Source organism: Vibrio gazogenes (genome assembly GCF_002196515.1).
Lineage (GTDB): Bacteria > Pseudomonadota > Gammaproteobacteria > Enterobacterales > Vibrionaceae > Vibrio > Vibrio gazogenes_A.
Map to the genome: position 1 here is coordinate 2050177 of NZ_CP018835.1, position 12960 is coordinate 2063136.

At 47.3% G+C, this 12960-nt stretch carries 9 protein-coding genes; 3 read left to right on the top strand and 6 right to left on the bottom strand.

Annotated elements, in window-relative coordinates; genetic code table 11:
* Positions 1-7 precede the first annotated feature (7 nt).
* Entirely contained in the window at positions 8-1093 is a 1086-nt protein-coding gene (locus tag BSQ33_RS09265) for an ABC transporter substrate-binding protein (protein ID WP_088133906.1), read from the top strand.
* A 127-nt stretch (positions 1094-1220) separates the two neighbouring features.
* Here BSQ33_RS09265 and yjfF read toward each other — a convergent pair whose 3' ends face one another.
* The 4 genes from yjfF to ytfQ form a co-directional block, all read right to left on the bottom strand.
* Positions 1221-2219, bottom strand: coding sequence for a galactofuranose ABC transporter, permease protein YjfF (gene yjfF / locus BSQ33_RS09270; protein WP_088133907.1), 999 nt, complete (start codon positions 2217-2219; stop codon positions 1221-1223).
* Positions 2206-3231 carry a galactofuranose ABC transporter, ATP-binding protein YtfT gene (gene ytfT / locus BSQ33_RS09275; RefSeq protein ID WP_088133908.1) on the bottom strand — a complete coding sequence of 342 codons (1026 nt, stop codon included), beginning with the start codon at positions 3229-3231 and terminating at the stop codon, positions 2206-2208. Before ytfT ends, yjfF begins: the two co-directional genes overlap by 14 nt.
* Positions 3232-3239: 8 nt before the next feature.
* On the bottom strand, positions 3240-4745 hold the full coding sequence (gene ytfR, locus BSQ33_RS09280) for a galactofuranose ABC transporter, ATP-binding protein YtfR (RefSeq protein WP_088133909.1): 1506 nt from the start codon (positions 4743-4745) through the stop codon (positions 3240-3242).
* A 95-nt stretch (positions 4746-4840) separates the two neighbouring features.
* Positions 4841-5800: a galactofuranose ABC transporter, galactofuranose-binding protein YtfQ gene (gene ytfQ, locus BSQ33_RS09285; protein WP_088133910.1), complete on the bottom strand. Its 960-nt coding sequence runs from the start codon at positions 5798-5800 to the stop codon at positions 4841-4843.
* A 548-nt stretch (positions 5801-6348) separates the two neighbouring features.
* On the opposite strand from ytfQ, the gene BSQ33_RS09290 reads away from it, so the two are divergent.
* A complete protein-coding gene (locus BSQ33_RS09290) occupies positions 6349-8358 on the top strand; it encodes a methyl-accepting chemotaxis protein (RefSeq protein WP_088133911.1) in 2010 nt (669 codons plus the stop codon).
* Positions 8359-8441: 83 nt separating this feature from the next.
* On the opposite strand, the gene gorA is transcribed toward BSQ33_RS09290, so the two are convergent.
* Together gorA and BSQ33_RS09300 are read right to left on the bottom strand one after the other, a co-directional pair.
* Entirely contained in the window at positions 8442-9794 is a 1353-nt protein-coding gene (gene gorA, locus BSQ33_RS09295) for a glutathione-disulfide reductase (RefSeq protein ID WP_088133912.1), read from the bottom strand.
* Between the two features lie 60 nt (positions 9795-9854).
* Positions 9855-10694 (bottom strand): 23S rRNA (adenine(2030)-N(6))-methyltransferase RlmJ, encoded by an 840-nt coding sequence (locus tag BSQ33_RS09300; protein ID WP_088133913.1) that lies wholly within the window; start codon positions 10692-10694, stop codon positions 9855-9857.
* A gap of 209 nt (positions 10695-10903) precedes the next feature.
* Here BSQ33_RS09300 and prlC point away from each other — a divergent pair, with 209 nt between their 5' ends.
* On the top strand, positions 10904-12946 hold the full coding sequence (prlC, locus tag BSQ33_RS09305; RefSeq protein WP_088133914.1) for an oligopeptidase A: 2043 nt from the start codon (positions 10904-10906) through the stop codon (positions 12944-12946).
* The last annotated feature ends 14 nt before the right edge of the window (positions 12947-12960 follow it).

Below are 12960 nucleotides of genomic sequence, written 5' to 3' on the forward strand. Positions count from 1 at the left end.
TTCATTCATGCTTAAAAGGTTTATGACGCTTTTTTTGATTTTATTTGTGCCTCAGGTTGTTGCTCAGGTGACAACGGTGACCGACGTATTAGGTCGTCAGGTCACTCTTGATCTACCAGCTAAACGTGTCGTGCTCGGTTTTTATGGCGAAGACTATATGGCCATCGGTACGGAAAAGTCATTTGATCATGTGGTAGGAATGTCAAAAGGGATTTGGGAGCAGTGGCGCCCAGCGAACTGGGCGATGTATGTTGCGCATCGACCATCACTGGAAACCTTACCTGATGTCGGTAAAGTGGATACTCAGACATTCTCTGTCGAAAAAGTGATTAGTTTGCACCCTGATTTGTTGGTATTGGCTGAGTGGCAATACAAAGGCCTAGGCAGTGATGTGGGCCGTATGGAACAAGCGGGAATCCCGGTGATTGTGATTGATTACAACGCGCAAACGCTTGAGCGGCATATTGAAAGCACGTTAATTATCGGCCAGATCACCGGTCAGGAAGCGCGCGCACAGAAAATTGCAACTGAATACAAAAACATGATTCAGTTGGTGAAAGATCGTCTGGCGAAGGCCAATCGACCCAAACCAACCATCTATGCTGAGTTTGGTTTTCCGGGAACGAAAGAATATGGTTACACTTTCGGCAAAAATATGTGGGGTGCGATGGCCGAAGTTGCCGGGGGAGAAAACATCTCCAAGCCGTTTGTTGAATGGTGGGGACATTTGAATCCTGAGCAAGTTTTAGCCGCTCAGCCAGATGTTATACTGCTCACCGGTTATGAATTTGGTGGCGCTGATGATTCCATGATTATTGGTCAGAATGTTGATCGTGCGACAGCATTGGCCCGTTTGAAAGGGTACAAGCACCGTTTAGGTTGGGAGAGCCTGCCAGCGGTCAAGAATAACCGTATGATTGGCATCTATCACGGTGCTTCGCGCAGTATTATGGATGCACCAATGACACAGTATATTGCCAAAGCATTGTATCCGGATCTGTTTGCTGATCTGGATCCTGAAGCGGAATACCTCAACTTCTATAAGAAGTATCTGCCAGTGACACCAACAGGCACTTTTGCCGTTTCTCTGTAGTTCTTCTCCAATGAATAAAGCCGCTGGTTCACAGCGGCTTTTTATCGAATCTACCAAGTATCTAAATCGGCTTCGTTCATTAGAACTGACTCAGCTTATCGAAACAGACTCAGCTCACCGAAACAGATCAAGTCCCTTCGGCAGTCGCTGCTTTCATGGTGTTCACGACTTTATTCCGTTCTGAAATGACAATCAGTAATCGCTGCAATCCGATGAAGGCGAATAGCAAAATACCGATAATAATTTTGGTCCACCATGAGCTCAGTGTACCATCGAAGGTAATGTACGTCTGAATTAACCCTTGAATGAGCACCCCGAACAGAGAACCGAACACGGTTCCGACACCACCGGAAAGTAGTGTTCCTCCGATTACAACCGCAGCAATGGCATCCAGTTCGACCCCGACAGCAGCCAGCGGATAACCGGCAGAGGTGTAAATCGAAAATACAATCCCGGCCGTTGTCGCCAATAAGGTGGACAGCATGTAAATACCGATGGTGGTTTGCTTGACGGCAACACCCATCAATCCAGCGGAAACTGCATTCCCCCCAATGGCATACACATTATTACCAAAGCGAGTGCGATGAGCGACGAAAATACCGATAATCACCACGGCCAGCATAATGACTGCCAGCAAACTCAGGCGTCCGCCTCCGGCAATTTTCCACATACTGCGGGACAGCTCCCGGAAAAAGGGGTGAGTGATTGGCAGCGACTGTTCTGATATCAGGAAGCTGGTTCCCCGCAAGAAGAACATCCCGGCCAGCGTAATGATGAAAGGCGGGATTTTTAAGGTGTGAATTAACCACCCCATCCCGGCACCAAATGCACTGCCCATGATGAGAACAATCACGATGGCCAATTGTGGCGCAACCTGCCAGTCACCAATCATTTTCGCCAGAAAAACACCGGTAAACGCAATCACGGCACCAACGGACAAATCAATCCCACCGGAGAGTATGACAAAGGTCATACCAACCGCGACGATACCCAAAAAGGCATTGTCTGTCAGAATATTACAAATCACCCGGGTTGATGCAAAAGCCGGAAACTCAACCAAGCAAATCAGGTAGCCAATGATAAATACCAGAATGGTAATAACGAGCGGTAAATTACGCTTTATCATGTCGGCGTCCTCCTTTGAGCAGTTGCACCACGGCCGGAGATTGCATGATCAGCACCAACAAGACCACAATCGCTTTGACGATTTGATTCCATTGGGGCTGATAGCCGGAAAGCAGAATCCCAGTATTTACGCCTTGAATGATCAGTGCGCCCACAAGCGCAATAAAGAGATTGAAACGTCCTCCGGCAAGGGAGGTGCCCCCGATGACTACCGCGAGAATCGCATCCATTTCCAGCCATAACCCGGCATTGTTGGCATCCGCACCACGGATATCAGCCGCGACGATCATACCGGCAACCGCAGCCGTAATCCCACTGATCACGTAAGTTGAAATCACCACTGTTGGTGCATTAATACCGGCATTTTTAGCGGCTCGGATATTAATCCCGACGGACTCAATAAACAGACCTAATGCTGTTTTCTGAGTCAGCAGCCAGATTGCTGCTGCAACCACAATCGTGATGACCACTGGTGCTGGTAGATACAAGAAAGAACCACTTCCGATCCAAGCTAACGTTTCATTATTGAATGTCACGATTTGCCCTTCGGTAATCAGCTGGGCAATGCCTCGTCCGGCAACCATCAGGATCAGCGTGGCAACGATCGGTTGTATTTTGAAAACCGCGACCAGAAAGCCGTTCCACAAGCCACACAAAGCACCGGCCAGTAATGAGACCAGAATAATGACTGCAATCGGATAGCCCTGAGTTGCCAGACTGGCAAATGTTGCACCACTGATCGCCATCACGGCACCGACGGACAAATCGATCCCGCCGGTGGCAATCACCAACGTCATGCCAATGGTTAATAGTGCCACTGGTGAGCAACGGTTGAGGATATCAATCACGCTACCGAACAGTCGGCCATCTTGTATATTAATAGAAAAGAAGTTGTCTGCCGCGAGGCTATTGATCAATAGCACACAGATGAGGGCTGCGATCTGCGGCGTGCCTTTGGGTAATCTCTGCTGCCAGCCCGAGCTAAAATGAGCCCGTAAACTTGATGTATCCATAATGCGCCTCACATAGCAATCGCTTGCATGATATTGGGAACCGACAGATTTTCCGCTGGAATTTCTGCCACCTGTTTTCGATCTCTGAGCACAATCACCCGATCCGCGTAACCAACCAGCTCTTCTAGCTCTGAAGAGATGACCAGCAAGCCCAGTCCGTTAGCACACAAGGACTCAATCAGACGAATGATTTCCGCGTGTGCACCTACATCAATCCCTCGGGTTGGTTCATCGAGAATCAGAAACTTCGGCTTGGTTAATAACCACCGAGCCAGTAGCACTTTTTGCTGATTACCTCCCGATAAGAATTCGATCGGTTGTTCCATACTTGGGGTTTTGATTGATAACTGGCTGATAAAACGTTTTGACGCTTCTTCTTGTTCCGAGCGGGACAAGGGGCGGAACCAGCCGCGTTGAGCCTGAAGTGCCAGAATGATATTTTCACGCACCGATGCAGATGCAATGATACCGTCCGTTTTTCGGTCTTCGGGGCAAAAGCCGAATCCCAAAGAGGAGGCTTGTCTGGCGGAGCGAATTTTGATCGGCTTGCTTTTGATATAACTCTCACCGCTATCATTGGGCTCAATCCCGAAAATGACTTGTGCGGTTTCGGTTCTGCCTGAGCCAAGCAGTCCGGCTAAACCGACAATTTCACCGGGATAGATTTCCAGATCAAACGGCTCAATGGTGCCTTTTTTACCGAACTGAACAAATTTCGCAATAGGACTGTCACTGAGACGGGTTTTACCCACTCTTTCCAGAGCGTTGTCTTCGAGCTCACGGCCGAGCATCATTTTAATCAACTCGATACGGGGGAGTTTGGCTGTTTCCTCGGAACCGACCAACTCGCCATTTCTTAAAATCGTAATACGATCACTGACGGCATAGACCTGATCTAAAAAGTGCGTAATAAAGACGAGGCTAATCCCTTGGTCGCGTAAATCACGCATGATGCCGTACAGCATTTCCACTTCATTACTGTCCAGACTGGCGGTTGGCTCGTCGAGGATCAGAATTTTTGCAGAAAGTGACACGGCTCTCGCGATAGCGATAACTTGCTGAATCGCGACAGAAAAATGATTGAGCGGCTGAGTGACATCGATATTAAGGTTGTACTGTGTAACTATCTCCCGAGCCTTTGTCTGCATCGTTTTGCGATCTACTAACCCAAATTTTTTCGGTTCGTGACCAATGAACAGGTTATCCATAATGGACATATTCGGGAGCAGGTTGACCTCTTGATACACGGTACCGATTCCCAGCGCTTGCGCGTCAGCGGTACTTTGGGGATTGATGGGATTCCCCTCTAACAAAATGTCACCGCTGTCGCGCTGATAAACCCCAGTCAGCGACTTAATTAATGTGGACTTTCCTGCACCGTTTTCGCCAAGCAATGCCATGATTTCACCCTTTCTCAGCGTAAAATCAACGTTATTCAGGGCTCGTACTCCGGGAAAATATTTGCAAATCCCTTTGGCATGTAAAACGATGTCATTATTGTTTTCCAATGACATAATCACTCCAATTCTGGCTGACTTTCATCCCGCCTCACCTGATGGTTTAGCGGGATAATTGTGGATCAATGACCATCCGGTCGCATTACCGTTGGTTAATAACCCATGTCTTTTTTCAGCTCCAGTTGTGCTGGTGCATCGGCAGGTTCAAAGAATTTAGATTCAGTTTGAATATGTTTAGGAGGGATAGTCCCATCTTTTTTATAGGCGATGAGCGCGTCAAATGCGGGGCCGGCCATATTCGGTGTCAATTCAACAGAAGCGTTTGATTCACCAGCCATCATGGCTTTGAAGATATCAGGAACGCCATCGATAGACACAATCAAGATATCACTGCCTGGTTTCAGCCCAGCTTCTTTGATCGCTTGAATTGCACCGATTGCCATATCATCGTTATGTGCATAAACCGCACAGATATTCTTGCCGTTGGCTTCCGCTTTGATAAAGCTTTCCATGACTTCTTTGCCTTTACTGCGCGTAAAGTCCCCTGACTGAGTCCGGATAATTTTCACGTTAGGCACTTTGCTAATTGCCTCGGCAAACCCTTTTTTACGGTCTAAAGCAACACTGGCACCCACGGTTCCTTGTAACTCGACCACATTACATTTCTTACCATCCATTTTATGAATCAGCCAATTCCCGGCAACTTCACCTTCATGAACACTGTCAGCAGCGACGGATGTCATGTACAGAGAGTCATCATCGACAGTAATACCACGGTCTAACAAAAATACGGGGATATCATAGTCACGCGCTTCTTCCAGCACCGGTTCCCAGCCTGTCTGAACGACTGGTGCAATAAAGATTGCATCCACACCTTGAGCAATAAAAGAGCGGACGGCTTTGATTTGGTTTTCTTGCTTCTGTTGGGCGTCAGAAATCTTAAGATTAATTCCGCGCTTTTCTGCTTCCGTTTTTGCCACACTGGTTTCGGCAGCACGCCAACCAGATTCAGAACCAATTTGTGAAAAGCCAACAGTGAGTGTTTTTGCGAATAAACTTCCTGATAGCAAGATGCTACCGATCGCTGTCGCGATTGCTATTTGTTTTAACATAGGATTCCCTTTTTCGTTTCACGTTACTTTTGTTGTTGTAATCGAAATAGTTATAGGACCCGTCAAGGTGCCACAATTATAGTAATGACCAATAATTGAGCGGTGCGAGAGCTTAATCACAAATAGATTTCGGTAGCATAATTGTCCATGTATACAGCATGTAATGGGCTATATTACGTGAATCGGACACGCCAAATCAGGAGGTTACAGGGGAATTGACTAAATACAGGTGTTAATCAAGTTGCATATTGTGTCCACAGTATTCGGGATGTGGGAGTTGGCGAGGTCAGCGTTGAAGTGATTGCAGTACGGGGGAGAGAGCCATATTCAATCCCAATGGTTATCAATCCGGAGCGACACCACAGTATTCTATATATTTTATGCTTCTATTGGGTTTCGGTTGTTCAAACTATCTCATATTTATGTGAAGTCGTTAGAGGATAACACGGGTCATCGTCATTGCGTATCAGTGGTTAGTAACCTATATGTTATTTACTGGGAGTGGGTGATATAGACATATTTACCCCATGTAATATTGAGGATGACAGATGCAGCCGATAACATTATTTGTGACTGGGATGGAAAATGTTTCATTGAAGCGAATACTACAAATGTTAACGCTGTTCTTTGTGGTTGTGATTAGTGGATTGGTCTCTTATACCGTGATCGCGCTCAAGCTACAAAAAAATGATAGTTTAGTCATTAATATTGCTGGCCGGGAGCGAATGCTTTCACAAAAAATAACCAAGGAATTTTTTTTAGAGTTAGAACACGCGACTCTGAACAACAAAAGCCCCGATTTATCGAAAATCAATGCAACCCAAAAACTGTTTGAAGTGTCGTTAGATGCACTGAATAAAGGCGGTCAAACCTACTTGGATTTGACCATGAAGCAACCAGTGACTCTCCCGCCTGCGCCAGAGAAAATATCTCAGCAACTCAATAAAGTGATGGCCTTGTGGCGTGAGCAGCAACAAATGATGCATAGCATCTCCGGTACCAAGATTGAACCTGAAATATTGCACAAAATTAATGAGCAGAGTTTAGCTATCCTGAAAAATATGAATGCTGCGGTGACGTTATTTGCTCAGGAGTCAGAGCAAAAGATCTTGGTCATGGAACGGAATCAAGTCATTGCGGCAATCTTGGCTATTCTGTTATCTATTCTCGTGATCTCGCTGGTATCCCGAAGTATTCTGAGAACAGTCAATCAGGTGTTGGATACGACAGCGAGAATATCGTCTGGAAATCTCGTCCGTGATGACAAGCAAGTCTTTGGCAAAAATGAACTTGGTTTACTGTCAAAGAATGTTGAGCAGATGAGGGAATCTTTGCATCATGTGATTAATTTGGTGAAACGTAACAGTCGCCAGATGGCACATTCCGCCCAACAAGTGGCCGAGGTGTCTACAGAGATATCCAATGGTGGTAAAGCGCAGCGCGAGAACTCATCTGAAGTTAACAGAGCCATTGACTCGTTACTGGAAACATCTCATGTTGTCAGTGATACCATCGAACGAACATCCCAGATTTCACAAGACACATTGACCATTGCACAAGAAGGGATTGTTTATATTAATGAAAGTATTGAAGAACTGAAGAAAGCAGTGATGTCAGTCAACAACGCATCTGAACAGATGGAAGTGCTGAAAAACTTCACTGCCCAGATTAATGAGATCACCGAATCGATTCATACCATTGCAGAACAAACCAATTTGTTAGCCTTAAATGCTGCAATAGAAGCAGCCCGGGCAGGGGATCAGGGGCGAGGATTTGCGGTTGTCGCGGATGAAGTGAGAAACCTTGCCGGAAGGACATCCAGTTCCAGCCGAGATATTTCAGATCTCATCAGCCAGTTAACAGAAAAGGTCGAAAGTTCAGTGGGTTCCATGCAATCTGTGGTTTCAGCCGTACATCAATCGCAACAAACATCAGAAAAGACGGTAGAGGCATTTACCTCAATGTCTGATGGTATCGGTGAGACCACCGCCAGTACCGAGACCATCCTGAAATATAACCAGCAACAAACCAAGAACTTGAATTATCTGAATGACAAACTCAAAGACTTATTTATGGTATTGACGGAGAGCTCCGACAAGGCTGGGACGACATCGATGGTGGCGGGAGATCTGTACAACATCTCTGAACAGTTAGATCAACAAATCAACGGCTTTAAAACCCATGTCAGTACCTCGGTGGCTAAACAGCAAGGCGAGCAGCGAAACGCTCCGCGGGCAGGTAATAAACTGCGGGTGACATTATCGCAAGGTCAACGCTCCGTCGAAGGTATAACCAGCGATATTAGTATGGATGGGATTAAATTACGGACGATATCAACATTGGATGGATCTGAGAAAGTCACTCTCCAATTTCATTTGCCCGACCAATTAAAACGTTCTGGTCTGAATCAGTTGGTTGTCCATGCACAGATTGTCCATACCAAGCAATTGCCGGATAACTATGACTATGGTCTGAAATTCATTGGGGTGTCGAAAGAACAACACGAAGCTCTTAAATTAGTTTTTCAGCATTTTAACGAGTCTTATCGTTATCAATAAAAGACGGATAAAAAAACCACTGACTGTTTATGTCGAACAGTCAGTGGTTGGTTGATTTTTCAGATTGGGATTCTGAATCCGATTTACATCGTGACGAACTCTTCCGAGCCGGTCGGGTGAATAGCCACAACAGCATCGAAGTCTGCTTTGGTTGCACCCATCTTCATTGCGACCGCGAAGCCCTGAATCATTTCATCGACAGTGAAGCCAATGCCATGCAGGCCGACTACTTTCTCGTCTGGGCCAACGCAGACTAGCTTCATTCGGCATGGCTGACGGTGTTGGGTCACTGCCGTGTACATTGCTGTAAAACTGGATTGGTAGACTTTGACATTGTCTTCACCAAACTTAGCAATGGCTTCCGGCTCGGTCAGACCGATGGTGCCGATTGGCGGGTGACTAAAGACCACGGTCGGGACCAGATTGTAGTCCATTTTCGCATCGGGTTTATGGTTGAACAGGCGTTCAGATAACTGACGTCCGGCTTTGACCGCAACGGGTGTGAGCTCGATGCCACCTGCCATAATATCACCGACACAATAAATACCGGTGACATTGGTTTGCTGGTATTCATCGACTTTGATGTAGCCTTTTTCATCGGTCGCAACGCCGGTGGCTGCCAAATTGATCGCATCCGTTGCCGGATGACGACCAATTGCCCAGATGACTTGATCGACATTCTGCTGTGCGCCGTTTTCCAGATGGAGAGTCAAGCTGCCATCCGCTTCTTTGATGATCGATTTCGGAACGGAATGCGTATGTAGCGTCGGCCCTTCTGCGGCCATCACTTCCATCAGTGTGTCAATCACCATCGGGTCAAAGCTACGCAGCGGGGACTCTTTACGGCAGAACAAGTGGGTTTCTGTGCCTAACGCATTGAGTACACCGGCAATTTCAACGGCAATGTAGCCGGCCCCGATGACTGCGACACGTTTGGGCTGTGCCTGCAAATCAAAAAATCCATTAGAGTCAATACCGTACTCAGCGCCCGGAATCGCAGGGATTGTCGGACGACCACCAACGGCGATCAGGATATGATCAGCTGTGTAATGTTCACCGTTGACTTCAACGGTTTTGGCATCGATAAATTTGGCAAACCCACGAATCACTTCGACTTTGTTATTTCCCAAAACGCGATCATAAGATTGATGGATCCGGCCGATGTAAGCCTGACGGCTTTCAACTAATTTTGACCAGTCAAAACCATTTAACTGGGCATCGAAACCATAGTCTTTGGCATACAGATGAATGGCTTCCGCAATCTGAGCGCCATGCCACATCACTTTTTTCGGCACACAGCCGACGTTGACACAAGTACCGCCTAAATCTTTGGCTTCAATCAGCGCGACTTTCGCGCCATATCTTGCTGCACGGTTGGCCGATGCGATACCGCCACTGCCACCACCGATACAGATATAATCAAAATGTGTTGCCATTACTTTCTCCGTTATTCTAAGTCTGTCTATGTCTGGGTTCGTCTGTCGGGAGACATGTTTCTATTCAGGAACAACCCACCGGAGGGTTGTGTGTCCGCTTTCCGGTGCGATAACCGATTGCAGATACGGTAAAATCTCTTGCATCTGACTCTCCAGTGTCCAAGGGGGATTGATGACAATCATACCGGATGCGGTCATTCCTCTTTCGTTGCTGTCGGGGGCAACACCCAGCTCAATCTGCAGGATTTTACGAATTCCCAATGATTCTAATCCTGTCAGCATATCATCTATATTGTCCCGGTAAACCACCGGATACCAAATCGCATAGATGCCAGTGGCCCAACGTTTATAGCTCTGGGCGATTGCTTTAACGACATCCTGATATTCATGCGCCAGTTCATAAGGCGGATCGATCAGTACCAGTCCGCGCCGTTCTTTGGGGGGGAGGCTGGCTTTGAGGCAGCGAAAACCGTCGTCCTGATAGATTTTGACTTGTGAATCGCGCGCAAATTCTTGCTGGAGCAGCGGGTAATCACTCGGATGAAGTTCTGTCAGCACCATGCGATCCTGCGCTCTCAAATGCGCTTTGGCGACCCGGGGAGAGCCGGGATAGTAGCGTAGCGCATCTGATGAATTGAGCGTTTGAATGGCGGCCAGATAGCTTTCCAAAGCTTGAGGTATCGGTGACTGTTGCCAGATTTGACCAATGCCCTGTTTGTATTCGCCGGTTTTTTCTGACCATTCGTGGGTGAGATCGTACCGTCCGGCACCCGAATGGGTATCGTGGTAGACGAAAGGTTTATCTTTCTTTTGCAGCGCAGTCAGAATCAGGCTCTGTACCGTATGCTTAAGGACATCGGCATGATTGCCTGCATGAAAACTGTGGCGGTAACTTAACAAAGTGTGCTCCCCGAACCGAATGATGTGGATAAATACAGAATAGCTGCGATTATACGTGAAGATAGAATCGTTGTGATGATCTGTTGCTATTGAAAATCGTAGAATCTACCTATATTTACTATTTGTAATGTCTATTGGCTTTCAGATGCCGTTTCAGCGAGAATCATTTGTCTGTGTGCCTGATGCTTTCAAAATAAAAGGAATCGTTTATGTCGAACCCACTGCTCACCTTTACGGACCTGCCGCCGTTTTCTCAGATTCAACCTGAGCATATTAAACCGGCGATCGAACAGGCAATTGCCAACTGTCGGAGTAAAATTGAAGCTGTGCTTGAAGGCAATACTCAGCCGAGCTGGGATAACCTGATTGCCCCGATTGAAGAGGTCGATGATCATTTAAGCCGGATCTGGTCGCCGATCAGTCACATGAATTCTGTGGTGAACAGTGAAGCATTGCGGGAAGCGTACGAAAGTTGTCTGCCACTTTTGTCTGAATACGGGACTTGGGTCGGACAGCATAAAGGGCTATTTGAAGCGTATCAGAAAATTCGTGGGAGCGAAGCTTATCAATCTCTGTCTCAAGCCCAGCAAAAAACGGTTCGGGATGCCTTAAGAGATTTTGAACTGTCTGGTATTGGTCTGCCGCTGGCCGAACAGAAACGCTATGGCGAAATCAGTAAACGTATGTCTGAATTAGGCTCAAAGTTCTCTAACAATGTGCTGGATGCCACCATGGGCTGGACCAAGCATATCACCGATGAGAGCGAATTGTCCGGCTTGCCGGAGAGTGCGTTGGCTGCGGCCAAAGCGACTGCTGAAGCGAAAGGGAAGGAAGGTTATCTGCTCACGCTGGAGATGCCGTCTTACTTACCTGTTATGACCTATTGTGATAATCAGGCACTGCGTCAGGAAATGTATGAAGCCTACGTGACCCGGGCATCTGATCGTGGGCCAAATGCCGGTCAGTGGGATAACACCGACATTATCGCGGAGCAACTCAAACTCCGACATGAAATCGCCAAAATACTCGGATTTAATTGTTTCAGTGAAAAATCACTGGCGACCAAAATGGCTGAGTCTCCGGAACAGGTTCTGACTTTCCTCAATGATTTGGCAAAACGTGCCAAGCCACAGGGTGAAAAAGAGGTTCAAGCACTGCGTGACTTTGCGCAAGAAAACTTCGGTGTTGATGAACTTGCATTGTGGGATATTGCTTATTTCAGTGAAAAACAGAAACAGCATCTGTTCCAGATTTCTGATGAAGAACTTCGCCCTTATTTCCCTGAATCCAAAGTCATCAGCGGATTATTTGAAGTGATTCACCGTGTCTTTGGCATGAGTGTACAGGCGCGTGACGGCGTTGATACCTGGCATGAATCAGTCCGTTTCTTCGATATCTTCGACCAGAATCAGCAGTTGCGCGGTAGCTTCTATCTGGATCTGTATGCCCGTGAACACAAACGTGGCGGTGCCTGGATGGATGATTGCCGGGGACGTCGGGTGACATTATCCGGTGAGTTACAGTCTCCGGTGGCTTATCTGACGTGTAACTTCAATAAACCGGTCGGTGGCAAACCTGCGCTGTTTACCCACGATGAGGTTGTGACGCTGTTCCACGAATTTGGTCATGGTATCCATCATATGCTGACGCAGGTTGATGTCGGTGCGGTTGCCGGGATCAACGGTGTGCCGTGGGATGCCGTTGAATTACCGAGCCAGTTTTTGGAAAACTGGTGCTGGGAAGAAGAAGCACTGGCGTTCATTTCCGGTCACTATGAAACCGGCGAACCGTTGCCTAAAGCGATGTTAGAGAAAATGCTGGCAGCGAAAAACTTCCAGTCGGCAATGTTTATTCTGCGCCAGCTTGAGTTCGGGCTGTTCGATTTCACCCTGCACACCAACTATGATCCGGAAGTCGGCCCGCGGGTTCTGGAGACGTTAGCGGAAGTGAAAGCAAAGGTTGCGGTGTTGCCAAGTCTGGAGTGGAACCGTTTCTCTCACAGCTTCGGTCATATTTTTGCCGGAGGCTATAGTGCGGGTTATTACAGCTATCTGTGGGCAGAATTGCTCTCGTCCGATGCGTTCTCTCGTTTTGAAGAAGAAGGGATTTTCAATCCGGAAACCGGACAGCGTTTCCTGAAAAACATTCTGGAAATGGGTGGGAGTGAAGAGCCGATGGAACTGTTCAAACGCTTCCGCGGCCGCGAGCCTCAGATTGATGCCTTGCTGCGTCACTGTGGCATTGCCGCTTAACGATTCTTCTTGAT